This window comes from Ensifer sp. NM-2 (assembly GCF_003024455.1).
GTDB classification, from domain to species: Bacteria; Pseudomonadota; Alphaproteobacteria; order Rhizobiales; family Rhizobiaceae; genus Ensifer; species Ensifer canadensis.
Window position 1 is genome coordinate 35,803 of the sequence record NZ_PVZR01000027.1, and the last position, 19,173, is coordinate 54,975.

The following is a 19,173-nucleotide window of genomic DNA, read 5'->3' on the forward strand; positions in this document are numbered from 1 at the left end:
AATTTGCAGAAGCGGCTCCACCAGCTCTTGCGCATCATCGCCATCCGTTTCCGGGCCTGATCGGAAAACGGATGGCGGACGGAACTCCGGCCTCAGCCTTTTGGCGCCGAACGACCACACGCCGCATTGCATTCCGGCGATGGTGCCGGGGTGAGGACGCTGGCTGCTACTCAGGACAAGGTATTGGTGAGGCGTCTACGACCTGGGATCGCCGCGGCTGGCGATCTCAGGCAACATCGATATCTGTCCTGGAAAAATCATCACCTTTGAACAGAAGCGGCACATGCTGGGACTTCGCACAAGCATAAGCGAAACAATCGCCGAAATTCAGCCGAGCCGGATGGCCGACAAAGCGACCATAGTTGCGTGCCGCCTCAATCGCTGCGCGGTGCAGGGATCCGCTGATAGGCATTTCTTGCCCATCGATTGCTTCAAGGAATTGCGCAACACTCTCCTGCGCCAGTTCGATGATATCCGGTGGCGTTGGAGCCTGGTTGCCGTTGTGCGAGATGGCAATGATACGTGCCAGGCTGATCACCGCTTCGAACACAGCAAGTGACGAATAGAAGACTGGCGTCTTTGACATCTCGATTTTGGCGAGATGATATCCGGCATCTTCCTCGCCGGCCAAAACCGCCACGATCACAGAGGCGTCCAGAAACATCAGAGTTCCCACATCTCGTCGGTGAAGCGCTTCATGTCAAAGTTGGGCTTGTTCGACCCCATACGCGCTCGGAACTTGTCTTGAATTTTCGCGACGCGCTCGCGTAACGGCACTTCTTCCCGGATGCGATCGAGTTCATGTTGCAAGGCGCGACGAACGGCCTCGGTCTTGTTAGGAGCCTTGGACAGCTTCTGGAGCTCGGAAGCGAGATCGTCGACTGTATCGTCACGAATATAGAGCGCCATGGCTTTCTCCTGAATATGCAGAAGGGAATATTCGAATATTCTATTCCGAATATTCATGCGACGCAAGACAGATACAGTTAGCTTGCAATGCGCCATGAAACGAAGAGAATTAGCCTTCTCGCCCCACATCTTAGTTGGCAAATGGCCCGCGAACGTTTGCGATTCGCGCAACAACCGGAAACGGCAGGGCGCCTGCCCCACGGCGAGCCCTTTCGCGCCGCAAGCGGCAAGCAACAGCCTAAGATTCCGTAAACACTACGCTTCATTTTCGCAATGAGGACTTGATGTCAGCTTAATGTCAGCTTTCTATGATGGCTTAGCAGTCGCTGGCGCCCCGTGGAGGCGGGCCCGCCGGTTGCGCACTGGGAGGAAGTCACCAATCCGGTCAGCGACAAGGGTCCTTTGGGCACCGTCGCGTCTTCCCGTTCGCACGCAGAAACAACGTGCGCGTGGAAAATCGCGCCTCATGGAGGACTGACCTTGAAACACTTTTTCCTGGCATCCATTCTCGCCGGCGCAATGGCGCTGCCGGCCTATGCGGCTGACTACACCATCATCGCTCCGGCAAATCCGGGCGGCGGCTGGGACCAGACGGCTCGCTCGCTCCAGACCGTAATGCAGCAGGAAGGCATTTCCGGCAACGTTCAGGTTCAGAACGTACCAGGCGCCGGCGGCACCATCGGCCTCGCCCAGTTCGCAAGCCAGCAGAAGGGCAACCCGAACGCCCTGATCGTCGGCGGTTACGTCATGGTCGGCGCAATCCTGACCAACAAGTCGCCGGTTACCCTCAAGGATGTCACTCCGATCGCACGCCTCACTGGCGAATATGAAGCGATCGTCGTTCCGGCCGCTTCCGAGATCAAGACGATGGCTGACCTCGTCGAAGCCCTCAAGAAGGATCCGGGCGCCGTTTCCTGGGCTGGCGGCTCTGCCGGCGGTACCGACCACATCGCCGTTGGCCTGATTGCTAAGGCAGCCGGTGTCGACCCGACCAAGATCAACTACATCGCCTATTCCGGCGGCGGCGAAGCCCTCGCAGCCATCCTCGGCAGCCAGGTCACGGCCGGCATCTCCGGCTACGGCGAGTTCGAGGCCCAGGTCAAGGCCGGTACGCTGCGCCTGATCGCAGTATCGAGCGGCGAGCGCCTCCCCGGCATCGACGCGCCGACGCTGAAGGAATCCGGCCTCGACGTCGTCGTTGAAAACTGGCGCATGGTTGCAGCCGCTCCGGGCTTGACCGACGAGCAGAAGGCAGCCGTTTCGGCCGACGTCGAAAAGCTCGCCAAGTCGGCCGGCTGGCAGGAAGTCCTGAAGACCAAGGGTTGGCAGGATAGCTACCTCGCAGGTGACGCTTTCGCCGCCCAGCTCGACAAGGACGTTTCGGCCACCGAGACCGTCCTCAAGGACATTGGACTGGTGAAATGACCAAGGGGCTCAACCCTTCGACCACAACGCGTCGCCCGGATCGGGCGGCGCTCTTCATCGCGGCCGTGCTGGCCGCCATCGCTGGCCTCATTTTCTGGGACGTGTCGCGCCTGGCAGGCGCTGCCGGTTACTCCCAGGTCGGACCGACGACGGTCCCCTATGCGATCGCCTGCTGTCTTGCGGCCCTCGCCATCTGGACTGTCTTTGCCGCATTCCGCCACGATTTTCCCGAGCGCGAGCACCAGGAAATCTCACCGGTCATCTGGATCGTCGCCGGACTTGCAGCGCAGATGCTGCTCTTGAACGTCGCAGGCTTTTCGATCGCCACCGGCATTCTCTTTGCGCTCACCGCGCGCGGCTTTGGCAAGCGCAAACTCTGGTTCTCCCTGCCAGTTGGTATCGCGCTCTGTTTTGCCGTCTGGGTGATTTTCGCCAAGCTCCTGCAGTTGTCGCTGCCCGCAGGGCCGCTTGAACATCTGTTCTTCTAAGAGGGCCGTCGACCATGGCTACTTTTGAATTCCTGTTGCAGGGACTATGGGTTGCTGCCCAACCGATGAACCTGTTTTACGCATTGATCGGCGTCACGCTCGGAACCGCCGTCGGCGTTCTCCCCGGCATCGGCCCGGCCCTGACCGTCGCGCTTCTGCTGCCTGTCACCTACCAGCTCGATCCGGCCGGCTCGCTGATCATGTTCGCCGGTATCTACTACGGCGGCATGTATGGCGGCTCGACCACCTCGATCCTGCTCAACACACCGGGCGAAAGCGCCTCGATCGTCACCGCGCTCGAAGGCAACAAGATGGCGCGTGCCGGAAGGGGCGGACCTGCGCTTGCGACTGCCGCCATCGGCTCGTTCGTTGCCGGCCTGATCGCGACGCTCGGCCTTGCCTTCATCGCGCCCTATATCGTCAAGCTCGCCCTGGTCTTCGGTCCGCGTGAATATTTCGCGCTGATGGTGCTCGCCTTCGTGACCGTTTCATCTGCGTTCGGCGATTCCACGCTTCGCGGCCTGACGGCGCTCTTTGTCGGCCTGGCGCTTTCGGTCGTCGGCATCGACCAGTTGACCGGACAGGCGCGCCTTTCCTTCGGTGTTCCCGAGTTGCTTGACGGTATCGAGGTCACGACGCTTGCAGTGGCGATGTTCGCGATCGGCGAAACGCTGTTCATTGCCGCACAGGGCGAGAAAGGCCCGGATAAGGTCGAGGCCGTCCGTGGTTCGATCTGGATGAGCAAGGCCGACTGGGCGCGCTCGTGGAAGCCCTGGCTTCGCGGCACGGTCATTGGCTTCCCGATCGGCGCAATGCCGGCCGGTGGCGCCGAGATCGGCACCTTCCTGTCCTATGCAGCGGAAAAGCGTCTGGCGAAACATCCCGAAGAGTTCGGTAACGGCGCCATTGAAGGCGTCGCGGGTCCGGAAGCTGCCAACAATGCATCCGCTGCCGGTACGCTCGTGCCGCTCCTGACCCTCGGCCTGCCGACGACGGCGACAGCGGCGATCATGCTTGCCGGCTTCCAGCAGTATGGGCTGCAGCCCGGTCCGCTGTTGTTTGCCACCAACCCGCAGCTCGTCTGGGGTCTGATCGCCAGCCTCCTGATTGCCAACTTCATGCTGCTGGTCCTGAACCTGCCGCTGATCGGCCTTTGGGTTAAGCTGCTGACCATTCCAAAGCCGTGGCTTTACGCAGGCATCCTGCTGTTTGCGACGCTCGGCACCATCGGCGCCAACCCGTCGGTCTACGAACTGGGCATGCTGCTCGCCTTTGGTCTGCTCGGCTATGCCATGCGGGTGTTCGGCTATCCGATTGCCCCTGTCGTCGTCGGCCTGATCCTCGGGCCGCTCGCAGAGCAGCAGCTCCGCCGGGCGCTGGCAATCAGCCAGGGCGACGTCAGCGTCCTCTTCACATCGCCGATCGCCGCCGTGCTCTTGGTCATTGCCGCTGCGGCACTGATCATCCCGCTGGTCCTCAGGGCCCGCGGACGTGGCGAGGTGCTGGCACAGCTCGCCGCCAACGAAGACTAAATAGCCCTGCCGCGCCGCACCCAATCGGGTGCAGTGCAGCAATGCTTAGACCTTCGGCATAATCTTCCTCAAATCGTCTCCGATTTGGCGAATTATGCAGGAGCCTCCCAAGGCTCAATCAGCAGGCCCGGTCGATGGATAGTCGACCGGGCCTGCTTCCGTTGCATGGCTGGAGTGTCCAATTGTGCATTGCAAAAAGACCTGGCAAACCCCATCTTTTGCTCATCAGAGAGAAAACGAAAGCGAGCAAAGAGATGGCTACCACAACTTACCGCAACGGTTTCATCGGCCGCGCATTCGCAGTTCTCGGCGCCGCTAGCGCCGCTGCCGCTGCTGTCGAAGGCCACCGCCGCCCGAAGGCGAGCGACCTGCGCACGCTCGGCATCGATCCGGCCAATTTCCCGGACGCACGCCGCAGCTAACAGAGATTTCCAGCGCCCGTTGCGACGGGGCGCCTTATCCTCCCAAGGATGAAACGGCTCGACATTGAGAGATGGCGGGCCGTTATTTTTTTGCCGCTCGCTCGCAGCGCATTTCCAGGCCGAATTGCCTGGCGGTTTTTCGTCAGGAACCATCTGCAAAATGAGAAGAGCGTTTCTGTGACTGCGCATAAGGCTGAAGCGTCCTAACGCCACGTCGCCATGCGCATCAGATCACGCATGCGCTGCCGCAGGATGCGGCCCCATGGCACCTCCGCATCGATTGCCCGGTATCCCGCCTGCGTCAGCGAAAAGCGGACGCTACCGTCGATCTCGCGTCTGGTGATGTATTGCATGTTCAAGGCGCGAAAGACGGCGGCATGAAGCTCCTGCGGCCAATCGATATCGTCGGCCGGCACCCGATGGGCGCCCGCCCGGTAAACCTCTTCCAAGACCCGCTTCAGATCGCCTGAAATCATCAACCGGTTATCCAGGGATGATGGCCGTTTGGCAATGCCGGCCCGGCCCTTCCATGCAAATGGCCCCGGTGCGCGTGCACCGGGGCCATTTTAAGAGCGCCTATGGTCGAAGGCGTTTATGCCTCGACGCGAGCATGGCCGTGGCTTGCTTCACCACCCAGCTCTGCCTCACGCTCCCGCTTGTTGTAACGGATAGAGGACCAGAGCGAGATACCGATCAGGGCAGCGCCGCCGAGGCCGGTGATCACTTCAGGGATGTGCACCAGCGTCTGGAAGTACATGACCACCGACAGGATCAGGATCGCGTAGAACGCGCCATGCTCCAGATAGCGGTACTCGTTGAGCGTACCCTTCTCCACCAGCATGATCGTCATCGAGCGCACATACATCGCGCCGATGCCAAGGCCGATGGCGATGACGAAGAGGTTCTGCGTCAACGCGAAGGCGCCGATAACGCCGTCGAACGAGAAGCTCGCATCAAGCACTTCGAGGTAAAGGAAGGCACCGAAGCCGCCCTTTGCCGCCGCACTCATCGTCTGCTGCGATGCGTCGAGCAGACCGCCGACGACCTCGACGACGAGGAAGGTCAAGAGGCCGTAGATGCCCGAATAGACGAAAGTATGCGCCTCTGCCGGATCGAGCAGGGTCGAGAAACCAAGGATCAGCGCCAGCACGAAGGCAATTTCGATGCCCTTGATCGTGGCGAAACGCGCCATCTTGCTTTCGACCCAGGAGATCCAATGCACATCCTTCTCATGATCGAAGAAGTAGGTGAGGCCCACCATCATCAGGAAGGTTCCGCCGAAGGCTGCGATCGGCAGATGCGCATCATTCATGATGCGGGCATACTCTTCCGGCTTGCTTGCCGCCAGAACGATCGCATCGATCGGGCCGATGCCCGCCGCGATGACGACGATGAGCAGCGGAAAGACGATACGCATGCCGAAGACGGCGATGATGATACCCCAGGTCAGGAAGCGGTGCTGCCATTCCGGGGTCATGTCCTTCAGCTTGTTGGCATTGACGATCGCGTTGTCGAAAGACAGCGAGATTTCGAGAACGGCCAACACGGTGCAGATGAAGAATACCGCGGCCATGCCGCCGATCGTGCCGGTCGACTGCCAGCCGAGCCAGGCACCGAGCACCAGGCCGATCGCGGTGACGATGAATGCCCACTTGAAATAGCCAATGGTGCTCGTGTGCGTTTGAGGCTGCGTCATCGACGGACCTCCTTCGCGCGCACGACACCCGGTTCGGAGAAGAAGTGGGGTTTGGAAACGAAAACACGCACGGCCGAAAGGGCACATGCGTTAGGCATGAGATCAGTTTTCATGGTAGCTAATCCGCCGGCTAATTTGCTGGCGGTACCGACATCACGAGAGCGCCGTAAAAACTCTCGCCAGAGGGGCCCGGCACCAGTGTTCATCCCGCGGTCCGATGTCTGGACGGCAGGATCACCCCTTAAGTAGCAGCGCCGCGCGTTACGTCAAGAGGCAACGCCATCTCCCACAAGGTGATCTGGGTGTTCCAGGATTGAAATCATCCCAAGCAGATTGACGGGCGGTCCCGGCCGGAATCATTCGTAAAACTTATCGTCCCATTCGAACAGCACGATGGATCGGCGTGCCGGAATGTGTCAAAGGCACGCGAACACGTTTGAAAGCCGCTCCCATGACTATAATAGCCGCCTCCGCAACTGCGCCGAATGCCGCTCGGACCGGTGTCATCATCATGCTTCTCGGCATGTTGATGTTCTCGCTCAACGACGTCATGGGCAAATGGCTGGTGGCGACCTATTCCGTCAGCCAGTTGATGGTCATTCGCAGCATTGCAGCCCTGCTCGTGCTTTCGCCGTTCATCCTGAAACGCGGGCTGCGTTCGATGTTGAAGGTCGAGCGACCGTGGCTCCAGGCGCTGCGTTCGCTGCTTTTTGCCGTAGACGCGTCTGCCTTCTATTTCGCCGTCGCCTACATGCCGCTCGCCGACACCATGACCTACTGGTTGGCGGCGCCAATCTATGTTGCCGCGGCCTCACCGTTCCTGCTCGGCGAGAAGGTCGGCTGGAGGCGATGGACAGCGATCCTCGTCGGCTTTGCCGGCGTCGTAATCGCGCTCGAACCGTCAAAAGACACCTTCAGTCTGCCGGCGCTGATCGCCCTTGTCGGCAGCGCCGCCTTCGCCTTCGCGCTGATGCTCGGCCGAACGCTGCGCTCGACCCCGGATACGACACTGGTCTTCTGGCAGGTGATCGGCGCGCTGGTCTTTTCCCTGGTCGGCGTTGCCGCCAACCCAGCCGGTTGGGCGCCCGTCGATGGCGAGGCGATCCTTCAGCTCGGCATGCTGGGCATCGTGGCGATGCTCGCGCACATTCTGGTCAACCGTGCGCTGAAACTCGCGGATGCGGCGACGGTGGTGCCACTGCAATACACGCTGCTGCTTTGGGCCGTCGTCTTCGGCTGGTGGTTCTTCGGCGACACGCCACGTCCGACCGTCATCATCGGCGCCGGGCTGATCGTCGCCTCGGGTCTCTTCATCTTCTTCCGCGAACAGCAGTTGAAGAAGCGGGGCCGAACCATCTAGCCATTGGGCGATCGGAACTTCTGGACGAAGGGTTCCATCCTTCTTCGTCCTCTGCTACCTCGCACGCGTCTCAAAGCTGAAGGAGGCTCACTTGGCCAAAGCAATCCACTCGATGATCCGGGTGCTCGACGAGCAGAAGTCCCTGGATTTCTACAGAGTGGCATTCGGGCTTTCCGTAGCCGAGCGGCTCGATTTCGAAACCTTCACGCTTGTTTATCTCAGCAATGAAGAGAGCGAGTTCGAGCTCGAGCTGACAATCAACAAGGATCGAACCGAGCCCTATGCGCTCGGCGATGGCTACGGTCACCTCGCTTTGTCGGTGAGCGATCTCGACAGCGAGCACAAGCGATTGACCGATGCGGGGCTTGGTCCGAACAAGATCGTCGAGTTCAATCGAGACGGCGCACTTCTGGCGCGGTTCTTCTTCATCATCGATCCGGATGGCTACAAGATCGAGGTCCTGCAGCGCCACGGCCGGTATAAGTGATCGTCCGATGGCGGTCATGATCAATCGAAACAATACCGATTATCGCGCCTATCTATTTCGCTTATAGGCGGACCGGACTTAGTGTTCTCCCGGAAGCATCAAGAATGATGCGCTAACAAGGGGAACACGGATGAAGAAACAGATTGCAGCAATGATGCTGGCTGTCATGGCGACGGCAACGGCGGCGACAGCCGCTGACAAGATCAAGATCGGCACCGAAGGCGCCTATCCGCCCTTCAACTTCGTCGATTCCGCCGGCAAGATCGGGGGCTTCGATGTCGATATCGGGCTGGCGCTTTGCGAGCGCATGAAGGCCGACTGCGAGGTTGTCGCGCAGGATTGGGACGGCATTATCCCCGGTCTACTAGCCAAAAAATACGACCTCATCATCGCGTCGATGTTCATCACCGAGGAACGCAAGAAGCAGGTCGCCTTCACCAATCCCTACTATCTTGCGGCCATGACGCATGTGGCGCCGAAGGGCGCTGGCATCACCACGTTTACCAATGAAGCCCTCAAGGGCAAGGTGATCGGCGCCCAGTCGGGCACCACGCAGGCCGATTTTATCGCCGCCACCTATCCGGACGCCGAGATCAAGCTCTATCCGACCCAGGATGAAGCCAATCTCGACATGGTCAACGGCCGCCTTGATCTGCAGGTCGGTGACATGCTGCCGCTCCTGGATTGGGTGACGAAGAACGACGACGGCAAGGCTTGCTGCGAAATCATCGGCGAACCGATCACCGACAAGAAGTTCGTCGGCGACGGCGTTGGCATAGCCGTGCGCCAGGACGACAACGACCTGCGCGAGAAGCTCAACAAGGCACTCGACGAAATCCGCGCCGACGGCACCTACAAGAAGATCAACGACAAGTACTTCACCATCGATGTCTATACGATGAAGTAGGCCAAACGTGATTTCACCGGCCGCCATAGTGGCGGTCGGGGATGCGTTGTCGCGTACAATGTGCGTGCTTGGCCACAGCAACACCCAGTCCTGAGAAATTGCAGCGCTTAAGCTCTGGGACACCAGATCGACAAGCGAAACTCGTCGTCGTCCTGTTCCGCGAATTCTACGAAGTCGCACCGTCGAAAACAAGCAAGGCTTGCGGCGTTGTCGATCTCGATGTGTGCGCGGATCTCGGCGAAGGCGAAGCCCGGCCCACGCAAATACACAAGCAGACTTCCTTTGCCGCAGCCATTGGCGCATAGTTCCGGCCGCGGCCACCGATAGCAGATATGCCATCGGAATCTTAGGCGGGCTACACCGCGATCGCTTTCGCCGAGGCGATACCGGAAAGGCCATCAGCCAAAACGCGGATCATCGCGGCCTGGTCGGGGAGATTGCAGCCGTTCAGGACCCGTTCCATGAGCGCCAGCCATTGGGAAAAATCTTCCTGGCCGAACCAATGAATGGAGAGGCAATCCCCAGGCATCGGGCCCTCCAGGCCGGCCTTCTCGAAATCGATGCACTGCACCGGTCCGGATATCAGCCACATGGCGCGACGAATGCTGACATGAGGCACGGTTTCTGCCTGCCGCATCATCATTTCGCGCAGATCTGAGTCGTTCAACAACGCCGACAGCAGCAAAAGCCACGCGATCTCGCAGGGATCCAGCCGACCCATGTTGGGACTGAGCCGGCCTTGTGCGTTCCCCCTGCGGGTAAAGAGCACGATCGCGTCCTCAAGCTGGCCCTGAAGCATCGCCAGTATGCCCAGCATGAATGGCGGCTCGGCAATGTGACCAATCCATTGGCTCGCGTCGGTGAGCGCGGCCTGCGCTTGCCCCAAATCGTCTCCGGTCAGAATCGCGTCGCGGGCATCACGTAGGATGGCAGACATCGGGTTGTCGTGAAGCGAAAAATCGGCGATCGCAGGCGTATCCGGCTTGCCCGGCACGTTCCTGAACCGTCCGAACTGTCTCGTTTGCTGCGTCATCTCACCTGGCTTGCGCGCCATGCGGCACTCGTACCAGTCGAGCAGATACGTCCATTTCTCGCGGGTGAAATTGTCCTGTATCAGCCGGTAACCGCTTTTCTTGATGCGGTTGTACGCGTCAGGCTTCGAGGATACCGCAACGATCTTGGCATAGAGTTCCTCGCCGCTGCCCAGGATGCAGTTCTCAAGATCGACGAAGCCGTATCTCTTGACGACCTCGGAGTCGGGCGCAACGAGGATCGCGCCGGCGGCCGGTATCTCCAGGTGTTTTCGCACCACATAATCCAGCCGGGTCGTATCGGCGATCGAGAAGTAACTTTGCGATATCAGCCGGGCATATTTTTCGTCGCGAACTTCAAAGGGTGCTGGCGTGCCGGACTGGTAGCCCGGATGCGTGTAGACTAGCGTTGGCAGGAAATGCTGTATCTCCTGCGTAACCTTCGCTCGCCACGGGTAAAAGGCGGGAAACAAATGGCCGCTGAAGATCGTGACCGGGATCGTCTTTTCGACAGCGTAGTCCCTGAATATCTTGCTGTCGATAAACAGCGGCAGGAGGTGGCAGGTAAAACGCTCCAGCTCCGGCGTGTGCTGCAAGTGTTCAATGCCGCAGAATATGGTCTCGACGCCATAGGTTTCCAGCATGCCGAAAAGAAGCGGTCTCATCGGATCATGGGGATCGCAATTGAGGTACAAGACCCGCGGTATTTCCGGGAACGCGGCGATGTTAGCGATATTGAGCCGTTGGGGACGGACCCAATGGACAGCGTCAAACACGACGAAATCGGGCTTCAGCTTTCGGCAGGCCTCCTCGAAGTCGAAATCCTGATCGATCGTGTCGACATGGCAATGCAGCGCAAGCGCATCCACCCACTCGCTGGATATCCTGCGCAGCAATGGGCCGGCGTCCGGATTGAGAGTCGGCCTGACACACAGGACCCGCCTACGGGGCGCTTTACTGGTCATTCTCGTCACCTCGCTCGAAGAAGCCCCTTACTGCATCGATGACTCGGTCCTGCTGGTCCAAAGTGAGGCCAGCGAACATCGGCAGCGACAGTGCCGTGCAGGCATAGTCATCGGCGACGGGGAAATTGCCCTGGGCCGATGCCATGTCGGCAAAACATGGCTGCCGATGAAGCGGAATGGGATAGTGAAGCCCCGTCTGCACGCCGTGTCCTTCGAGATAGCTCTTGAGCGCGTCGCGATGCGATGTGCGGACGACATAGAGGTGGAACACGTGATCGCCGTGGACAACCTCCGGCAGCTTCAAGGGAAGCCCTGAAAGGCCTTCCGCATAGCGCAAGGCGATCTGCCGCCGCTGGTTCGTCCAATCGTCGAGATGAGCGAGCTTGTGGCCGAGCACCAGCGCCTGAATACCATCCATACGATAGTTGTAACCGATCATCTGGTGGACGTAACGCTGTGCCTGACCGTGATCGCGCAATGCCCGCATCGCGTGGGCGCTGCGATCGTCATTCGTGACGACAAGACCACCCTCGCCGGCCGCGCCAAGGTTTTTTCCAGGATAGAAGCTGAAGCAGCCAAAGTCTCCGAGAGAGCCCAGCGGCTGCCCATCGTAGCGGGCGCCGATCGCCTGCGCGACATCCTCGATCACCAACAGCTTGTGCCGCCGGGCGAACTCCAGGACCGCCGCCATGTCCGCAGGCTGCCCGTAGAGGTGAACCGGTATGATCGCCTTCACCTTTTCGTCCAGTTTGCTCTCGGCGTCGCTTACATCGATCGTTCCAGCGCCCGGCTCCACATCGCAGAACACCGGAATGGCGCCGGCATAGATCAGACCCCACACCGTCCCGATGAAGGTGTGGGTCGGAACCAGGACCTTGTCGCCCGGAACAATTCCCGCAGCGATCACCGCGACATGCAACGCGGCGCTGCCACTGCTGACAGCCACGGCATGGCGCACGCCGAGATATTCGGCAATCCGCTGCTCGAAGTCCTTGGCCCAGGGGCCGAGGCAAAAGGCGCTTGCTTCGAACAGGCGCTCCATATCAGGCAATACGCTGCTGCGTATCTGGTTCCACTGTATCGACAGGTCCACGAAGGGCACTGTGGAATGGGCGTTCATCTAAGTCTCTTTCCCTGCATTCGAACTCCTTGCCCACGCACGACGATTGGGAAAGCGAACGTTGCTGATCAATGTTTCGGCTAAAGGTATAGGGTCAAACGGATCTCATTCCGCCGCGACGACGCTGGCTTGTTGAGCGGCTAGCCCGTTGCGAACACGCAGCAGGCTGAAGTCCAGTTTCGCCTGCGCCTGCTCAAGGGTGCGCACGACCCGTAGCCCCAGGCGACCATCCGTCTTGCATCGCTCCTGCCCCAGCATGACCCGGCGGAAATGCTCGAGCACATCCACCAGCGGTTCCGAACCCGCAAGGCGTGGAGAATGGACCGAGCCGATGCGGTAGCTCGGCAGGATCATGTGGCGCTCCTGCTCCGATTGGAAGGTGATGCCCGAATCATAGACCTTGAGCGGCTCTTCACGATTGAGATCGTCCCAGACTGCCATTTGGGCGCTGCCTCCGACGGCGATGCGTCGCACCTTGACCGGAGACATCCAGCTCAGGTTGAGATGCGCAACCATCGATCCTGGGTAATGGAACGTCAGGTAGGCGATATCAGGAGAGGTGGGATTGACGTGGCAGTACCCGCTTGCCTCGATCTCGACCGGCTCGTGCTGGAAGAGGTAATCGATGATCGAGAGATCGTGCGGGGCCAGATCCCACAGGACGTTCACGTCGGGCTGAAACAGGCCGAGATTGACGCGTTGCGAATCGAAATAGGAGATGCGCCCAAGCGCCTCGGAGTGCACGAGCTCGGCGAGCTTCATGACGGCCGGATGAAAGAGGAACGTGTGATCCACCATCAGCGTCAGGCCGCGAGCAGCAGCCCGGAAAACGAGATCGGCGGCTTCGTCGCTCGAGCTGCACATCGGCTTCTCGACCATGACATGCTTGCCGGCATCCAGGGCAGCGCGCGCGAGATCGTAGTGCGACGCGACCGGCGTCGCGATCACAACAGCATCAATGTCACTGTCGGCCATCACCGGTGCCGCGTCGGGGTAGACTTTGACGTTAGGGTGAGATGCCGCCAGTCTTTCCTGCAGGCCGGGCGCAGGATCAACGACAGCGGCCAATTGAAGGCCGGGATTGTTGGAAATCACCCGGAACAGGTTTCGGCCCCAATACCCCATTCCAAACAATGCGACCTTGATCATATCCCCATCCATCAAGAAAACTACTCGGCCCAAACTGGACAACAAAGCTTGTCCCGGCCTGAACGCGGCTAATTTCCCAATAGATGATCGCTGACCGAATACTCAGCGACGGAAAGCCTGGCAAAAGATTGCCCAAATACAACACGAGTGCGGTCGACCTCGAAAAGCAATCGTCGTTGCTGCACCATGACAATGAATTGACTAGCAATATTCCGGATTGGAAACATTTCGGACAACGTGACGAGGTTGACGAGCCGGCTGAGAATCGCCGTTCGCTTCTCGTCGGATTTCACCACCCACCGACCGATGCCGCGAACCAAGCGCCGAGGTCAGCGGAAACTCTATAGCGGCGAAACTACGCATGGTTCATCACATCACGTCCTACGACGCCAGCGCCAAACAAGCGTGGGATGATTTCGTGCCCACGACGCAGGCCGGCACGATCATGCACAGCCGCCGGTTTCTCGAATACCATGGCAAGCGCTTCGAAGACGAAAGCCTGTGCGTCTGGAGCGACCCCGGCGTTCGGCTGAAGGCGGCCATTGCGCTGGCGCGCGCACCAAACTCCACGGACGTCGTGGCCTCTCATCCGGGAAGCACTTTCGGCGGCATGATTGCCAACGTGATCGACCCCTCGGAGCGAGCCAGCATCCTTTCGGCGGTCGCCGGGACGCTGCTTGAGCGAGGATATCGCAAGCTCGTCTACAAGACTGTGCCCGCGATCTTCGGACAACAATTCGATGAAAGTGATCTAAGGCTGCTTCTGAGAACAGGAACGGTGCGCCGTGCCGATCTCTGGAGTTTCATCCGGATCGACAGAGCCTATGCCTTTTCAGCCAAGAGGCGCGCCTCCATCAAAGCCGCCGAACGCAAAGGCGTGCAGCTACGGCAAGCCCAACAAGAGGCAGATTGGGTGGCCTTCCACACGCTGCTGTGCAGCAACCTGCAGGAGCGGCATTCGACTGTGCCGGTGCACAACCTCGCCGAGATGCTCGATCTGCGCCGTCGCCTCGAAGGCGAAAACCAGCTATGGCTCGCATACGGGTCGGACGGCGAGATTCTTGCCGGGACATGGTGCTTTGCCTACAACGCCGAAACGCTCCACACCCAATACATCGCCTCCAATCCTCGCGGGCGAGAACTTGGCGCCGTGGATTACCTGCTGGCCGGCGTAATCGACGCGACAGCGGCCAGCAGCTTCAAGGTGATGTCGTTCGGCATCAACACCCTATCCGATGGATACGCGATCAACACCAATCTGCTGAAGCAGAAACTGCGTTTCGGCTCTGGCGTCGCGGTGCACTGGCATTTCGACGTCGATCTGGAGCAACTGGCGAATGGGGATGCGGGTTTTGCATAAGGACAATGTGGCTCAGGATCTGGAAGGTTTGACATGACGGAACTCGTTGTCATCGGAGCCGGCGTCGCAGGGCTCGTATGCGCGGCGCTTGCGAGGGCGCAAGGCGCTTCGGTAACCGTGGTCGAGGCCGGCGCTTTGGCAGGAGGCCTGTGGAAGTCGACCGCCGTCGACCTCGGCGGGCAGTCGTATAGGCTTGATGCCGGTCTGCGGCTCCCGGTTCTTTCGGGAACGAAGTCGATCGACGATGCGATCTTTCACCGCCCCGACTTCCAGTTTTCCTGGGTCTACTATGACGGCTGGCCACGCGAGAGCGCCATCACTGCGGACAGCTTCAATTCGGAAAGCTCCTGTCTCGACACAACCGTCCTGGGGACGCAGCTAAACGTTGCGCTCGACGAAATGCGTGCAACGAGACCGGTCGAAAATGCCGACAATGCCGAGGACTACAGCCTGAACTGGTTCGGGCCGACGTTGACGAACGGCCTCGTTCGCGACGCCGTGCTCGGGCTCTTTGAGACGGAACTGTCTGAGCTGGCGCCGAATGCCGTAACGTGGTTCCTGCCGCGCCGCATGATCGCCGGGGACCATCAGGCAACTTCGAGACTGCTGGACGACGAGGCTCTCGCCGGGCGCATCGCGCATGCACGCTACAGCGACTTGCCCAAAAACGCTGCGCGGCAGTTCCTGCGGCCGCAGAGTGGCGGCATTTCGACCTGGATCAATGCCCTGCAGCAGAGCCTCGCCGCAGACGGCGTGACGTTCCTCTTCAACGACGCAGTGCAGGAGATTCATCGTGCGCCAGTCACGCAGCGTCTGGAGCGCATAGTGCTGCGGTCTGGCGAGGTCATCCGCCCGGCAGGCGTGATCAGCACGATCGCGCCCGCGCTCGTCGCTCGCGCCATGGCCGTGTCCCCCGGCGCCCTGCCGCGGTTCCGCCATTTGCAGATCTCCCACGCACTCGTGGACCGGCCTGTTACCCATCAGGCCGAGTATGCGCTGAACTTCAACCGTCACCCGGCCTTCTTCCGCGCCATCTTCCACGACAACATCGGTGATATCCCGGCCGGCGGCCACATCATCACCTTCGAGCATCTCGTTGACGAACTCTTGCCGGCGGACCTTGCAGGTGCAGCGCTGAATGAATGCAGGCGATGCGGCATCATTGATGCCGGGGCCACCGTTCTCGGCAGTCACAGCGATCTCTATCGCAACATCATTCCTGTTCCCACCTCGGACTACGGCAGAGCAACCGCGCAGTTGAAGCAGGATACGCTCGACCGCGTTCCCAATCTGCGCTTTGTCGGGCGCTCGGCGGGCACGCCATTCCTCGATGGAATCATCCAGGAGGCCTCATTGGCAATCAAAACAACGATCGGAGCCGAAAGTTATGCCTGACGCCATTGCCACAGCGTCCAAATTGATTGGCGCCGAGGAGTATGCCCAGAAGTATCTCATCGACATGGCGTTCGAGCGGCATCTCATAACCGCCCGTCAGGACAACTGCCTGGAGTTCCTCGGGCAACTTGCCCCAACGTCTGTCGTAGAGGTGGGCTGCGGTCCCGATCTGCTGATAAACCGCTTCGATCTCGCCGGTTCGTCCATCCGAAGCTGGTTAGTGATAGAACCCTCGTTCTATGCCGACCTGATCGAGGAAAAACGGACGTCCATCGACAAGCTTGAGCTTGAACGCGGTTATCTCGAAGAGAGGGTCGAAGCGGCAAGGACAAGAATGCCGGAAGGATTTGACGCCGTTCTGCTATCGGGCCTGCTGCACGAGACAACCAATCCTCAGACCATGCTGTCGGCCGCCAACGCGCTTCTGAGGCGCGGCGGCTCGCTTCTGGTCAGCGTGCCGAATGCCATGTCTTTTCATCGCCTGCTCGGCGTCGAAATGGGCCTGATGCAATCGCCAACACAACTCTCCGAACGAAACATCGAACTCGGGCAACCTAATGTCTTCCATCGGGAGACGCTGGAGAAAATGGTAATTGATGCAGGCTTCGGCGAACTCGCGTTCTCCGGATACATGTTCAAGCCGTTCTCCAACGGCCAGATGCGCGAGGTGCTCGACATCGTCGGCAACAACACGGTCGAAGGACTGATCCGGCTAGGCAAACGTTTCCCGGAGAACGCTGCAGAGATCGCGATCTTCGCCCGCAAGCTTTAGCAATACGTTGGCAGTAAGCAGACAAAGTGCGGTCACCGCACGAGGTCGCCGATGCCAACCGATTTGGCGGGCAGGTACTGATAGATCCGACGACCACGGGACCGGTGTAGATCGTCTCCAACCTGGCATAGGCTTGGAGAACCTTTCGACCTGGATTGCCCTTGTCGAGCGCGTACTGGCTGCCAATGGCAGGGCAGATCGCATTCGCTACGGTGCTGTTCTTGACGGCCGGTCCAAGATCATGCTCGGACAAGCTAAATTGAGGCGAAGGGCGGCCATTGATATCAACGGGCTCATCGCGACCACGGCCTCGCTGGCCTCCGCTTGTCTTTCGATCCTTGACGAACACTTTGCGTTCGACAACCTCGACGCGCTGGGCGAAGGCGCGCAGGTTCGGGCTGAAGACGAGATAGGCTCGACAAGCATACCGCGGTTAATCCACTGCTGGTCGCTGCGTCGGAACCGGCGCCCAGCATCGTTGAACCGCTGTCTCTCGCCGCTACAAGGCGCGCGATCTCGAAAACGCGTCCGGACGATCAGGGCTTCGCGATCATTCGGTACAAGGGCGTTGTCCCTCTCAAAATCGCTCCGACTTCCATTGAACGGGGAATTCGCGTCCGAAGTCAGTTGTTCGCTCTTGGAGAAACTCAAGGCCATTTGTCCAAGGCAACCGAGAACGGGTGCTCGTTGTCGAGAATGAATCAATTGCGTTCGGCCTGGAGGAACAGTCCGAAAAAACATCAGCCGACAACCGCAGAATTGAAGCGGTGGGATGAAAAACCGTTGCCATAGGTACGTTCGAGAAGCCTCCGGACCCAACTATCCGGCGCGGCGTCGGCGAAGACGCGCCGCCAATGCACCGCGCATGTCTCCGGGCTAACCAGATGTGTGAAATGGCCCAGCTTCAAGCGGAAAGGTTGGCTGCACGGCAAAGGCGCGGGGACTGTCGATCCAGGCTGGATCATAGGCAAAAGTCGAGAACTGCCGCGGCCCGGCCTGCGTGAAACCCAGCTGACCAACGGGTGTCAGGCTCTCGCCGAGAACGGCATGGGCGTTGGCGTCGGGCTTCAGAATGACGCGCCGTCCGGATCGACGGCATCCGGATCATCCAGTGCCGTTTTACCCTTGGCCTTCTGCCTGCGCAGTGTGGTCGCAATAGACCGTCCGCGACGCGGCTGGCGTTCGGCGGTCAACGCTAGACCCAGATCATCCTTGCGGATGTCGATTAGGTCGGCCAGCCGGTCGACAAGACCAAGCACAACCAGGATATCGGCGAGCGTGCCGATTCCGACACCGGGATCCCCCTTCTCGAGGCGCGAGACGGTGCTCGGTGACGTGCCCGCACGCACCGCCAGATCGGCCACGGCGATGCCGCGCCACAAACGAGCGCCGCGCACGTCGTGTCCAAGTCTTTCTAGGGCGGACTTTGATTTCGGCGATCCCATAGCAATGATCCAGATACGATGATAAAATAGCCGTATCACGTCATATATGACTAATTGTGGAATTCAACAAGGGTGCCATAGAGCAGTGGCTCGATTTGGCGGCCGACTAGGCGACGTGCCTGAGCGCTTCCTTCCCGGTCGATGCGTCCCTGCCTGGGACCAGTCAGGGCTAAATAAGACCCGACGCCGGTCCGGCTCCAATAAGCAGCATCGCCACGGATAATCTGCACGGTGCGCAATGTGATCTTTTGCAGGACACGCTTGCCCACGAACGATCCGATGAACGCCCAAACCGTGCCCACTGCAACCGGCGCAAGCAGTTGCTACGACTGAATAAGCTGCTCGGATAGGACGCCCGTGGCGACGAACGCCTCCTTCGTCAGGCCGGTTTTCAGCAGAAAGGCGGAACGTAGTGCCCCATGATTGCCGGAGAGACCGGTACTCCGACAGCACGCCTCCAAGTGGCAGCCAGTGCAACAGGAAAGCCAGTGTCTGGAAACGCGGTCACAGTTCCTGAATGGCGAATACGACGATCAGCACTCCGATGACGGCCTTGACGACAGTGATTTCATAGGTCCATCCGCCGAGCGTGTAGCTCGCAAGAGCCGGCATCTTGTCGAACCAGGTGAGCAAGCTTGCTCCGACAATGACAGCGACGGCCGCCGGAATACCGAACCGCGCCACGACCGGCACTCGCGTCAACGGCGCGG

At 59.9% G+C, this 19,173-nt stretch carries 19 protein-coding genes; 10 read left to right on the forward strand and 9 right to left on the reverse strand.

The window, feature by feature from the left end; genetic code table 11:
* Positions 1 to 226: 226 nt before the first annotated feature.
* On the reverse strand, positions 227 to 664 hold the full coding sequence (locus C6558_RS33360) for a type II toxin-antitoxin system VapC family toxin (protein WP_107028342.1): 438 nt from the start codon (positions 662 to 664) through the stop codon (positions 227 to 229).
* Positions 664 to 909, reverse strand: a complete 246-nt coding sequence (locus C6558_RS33365) for a type II toxin-antitoxin system VapB family antitoxin (RefSeq protein ID WP_025429025.1) — start codon at positions 907 to 909, stop codon at positions 664 to 666. The genes C6558_RS33360 and C6558_RS33365 overlap by 1 nt, the downstream gene beginning before the upstream one ends.
* A 480-nt stretch (positions 910 to 1,389) precedes the next feature.
* Here C6558_RS33365 and C6558_RS33370 point away from each other — a divergent pair, with 480 nt between their 5' ends.
* From C6558_RS33370 to C6558_RS33385, 4 genes are all read left to right on the forward strand, one after another.
* Positions 1,390 to 2,334 carry a tripartite tricarboxylate transporter substrate binding protein gene (locus C6558_RS33370; RefSeq protein ID WP_107028343.1) on the forward strand — a complete coding sequence of 315 codons (945 nt, stop codon included), beginning with the start codon at positions 1,390 to 1,392 and terminating at the stop codon, positions 2,332 to 2,334.
* Entirely contained in the window at positions 2,331 to 2,822 is a 492-nt protein-coding gene (locus tag C6558_RS33375; protein ID WP_025429027.1) for a tripartite tricarboxylate transporter TctB family protein, read from the forward strand. The genes C6558_RS33370 and C6558_RS33375 overlap by 4 nt, the downstream gene beginning before the upstream one ends.
* Positions 2,823 to 2,836: 14 nt before the next feature.
* Positions 2,837 to 4,354 carry a tripartite tricarboxylate transporter permease gene (locus tag C6558_RS33380; protein ID WP_025429028.1) on the forward strand — a complete coding sequence of 506 codons (1,518 nt, stop codon included), beginning with the start codon at positions 2,837 to 2,839 and terminating at the stop codon, positions 4,352 to 4,354.
* Positions 4,355 to 4,608: 254 nt separating this feature from the next.
* Entirely contained in the window at positions 4,609 to 4,776 is a 168-nt protein-coding gene (locus C6558_RS33385) for a hypothetical protein (RefSeq protein WP_107028344.1), read from the forward strand.
* Between the two features lie 203 nt (positions 4,777 to 4,979).
* Here the strand turns inward: C6558_RS33385 and C6558_RS33390 are convergent, their stop codons facing one another.
* The gene (locus C6558_RS33390) at positions 4,980 to 5,252 is read right to left on the reverse strand and encodes a hypothetical protein (RefSeq protein WP_025429029.1); all 273 of its coding nucleotides are present in this window, start codon (positions 5,250 to 5,252) and stop codon (positions 4,980 to 4,982) included.
* A 116-nt stretch (positions 5,253 to 5,368) separates the two neighbouring features.
* Positions 5,369 to 6,472: a DUF475 domain-containing protein gene (locus C6558_RS33395; RefSeq protein ID WP_025429030.1), complete on the reverse strand. Its 1,104-nt coding sequence runs from the start codon at positions 6,470 to 6,472 to the stop codon at positions 5,369 to 5,371.
* Positions 6,473 to 6,923: 451 nt separating this feature from the next.
* On the opposite strand from C6558_RS33395, the gene C6558_RS33405 reads away from it, so the two are divergent.
* The 3 genes from C6558_RS33405 (at position 6,924) to C6558_RS33415 (ending at position 9,226) form a co-directional block, all read left to right on the forward strand.
* Entirely contained in the window at positions 6,924 to 7,832 is a 909-nt protein-coding gene (locus C6558_RS33405) for a DMT family transporter (RefSeq protein WP_057220283.1), read from the forward strand.
* 91 nt (positions 7,833 to 7,923) lie between these two features.
* Positions 7,924 to 8,319 (forward strand): VOC family protein, encoded by a 396-nt coding sequence (locus C6558_RS33410; RefSeq protein ID WP_057204593.1) that lies wholly within the window; start codon positions 7,924 to 7,926, stop codon positions 8,317 to 8,319.
* A gap of 130 nt (positions 8,320 to 8,449) precedes the next feature.
* Positions 8,450 to 9,226, forward strand: a complete 777-nt coding sequence (locus C6558_RS33415; RefSeq protein ID WP_057204595.1) for an ABC transporter substrate-binding protein — start codon at positions 8,450 to 8,452, stop codon at positions 9,224 to 9,226.
* Positions 9,227 to 9,581: 355 nt separating this feature from the next.
* Here the strand turns inward: C6558_RS33415 and C6558_RS33420 are convergent, their stop codons facing one another.
* From C6558_RS33420 to C6558_RS33430, 3 genes are all read right to left on the reverse strand, one after another.
* A complete protein-coding gene (locus tag C6558_RS33420) occupies positions 9,582 to 10,901 on the reverse strand; it encodes a glycosyltransferase (protein WP_158268992.1) in 1,320 nt (439 codons plus the stop codon).
* A 310-nt stretch (positions 10,902 to 11,211) separates the two neighbouring features.
* Positions 11,212 to 12,342, reverse strand: coding sequence for a DegT/DnrJ/EryC1/StrS aminotransferase family protein (locus tag C6558_RS33425; RefSeq protein WP_107028346.1), 1,131 nt, complete (start codon positions 12,340 to 12,342; stop codon positions 11,212 to 11,214).
* A 105-nt stretch (positions 12,343 to 12,447) separates the two neighbouring features.
* Complete coding sequence (locus C6558_RS33430; RefSeq protein WP_057204602.1) at positions 12,448 to 13,491, reverse strand: Gfo/Idh/MocA family protein; 1,044 nt, start codon at positions 13,489 to 13,491, stop codon at positions 12,448 to 12,450.
* A gap of 361 nt (positions 13,492 to 13,852) precedes the next feature.
* Between C6558_RS33430 and C6558_RS33435 the strand changes: the two genes are divergently transcribed.
* Genes C6558_RS33435 through C6558_RS33445 form a run of 3 tightly spaced genes read left to right on the forward strand, consistent with a single transcriptional unit; the run spans position 13,853 to position 17,018 of the window.
* Complete coding sequence (locus C6558_RS33435) at positions 13,853 to 14,851, forward strand: GNAT family N-acetyltransferase (RefSeq protein ID WP_057204604.1); 999 nt, start codon at positions 13,853 to 13,855, stop codon at positions 14,849 to 14,851.
* 33 nt (positions 14,852 to 14,884) lie between these two features.
* Positions 14,885 to 16,246, forward strand: coding sequence for an FAD-dependent oxidoreductase (locus tag C6558_RS33440; RefSeq protein WP_084814901.1), 1,362 nt, complete (start codon positions 14,885 to 14,887; stop codon positions 16,244 to 16,246).
* Positions 16,239 to 17,018 carry a bifunctional 2-polyprenyl-6-hydroxyphenol methylase/3-demethylubiquinol 3-O-methyltransferase UbiG gene (locus tag C6558_RS33445; RefSeq protein WP_057204608.1) on the forward strand — a complete coding sequence of 260 codons (780 nt, stop codon included), beginning with the start codon at positions 16,239 to 16,241 and terminating at the stop codon, positions 17,016 to 17,018. Before C6558_RS33440 ends, C6558_RS33445 begins: the two co-directional genes overlap by 8 nt.
* Positions 17,019 to 18,085: 1,067 nt before the next feature.
* Here the strand turns inward: C6558_RS33445 and C6558_RS33455 are convergent.
* Entirely contained in the window at positions 18,086 to 18,463 is a 378-nt protein-coding gene (locus tag C6558_RS33455; RefSeq protein WP_057204609.1) for a helix-turn-helix domain-containing protein, read from the reverse strand.
* A gap of 504 nt (positions 18,464 to 18,967) precedes the next feature.
* On the reverse strand, positions 18,968 to 19,165 hold the full coding sequence (locus tag C6558_RS40440; RefSeq protein ID WP_199197096.1) for a hypothetical protein: 198 nt from the start codon (positions 19,163 to 19,165) through the stop codon (positions 18,968 to 18,970).
* Positions 19,166 to 19,173 lie beyond the last annotated feature (8 nt).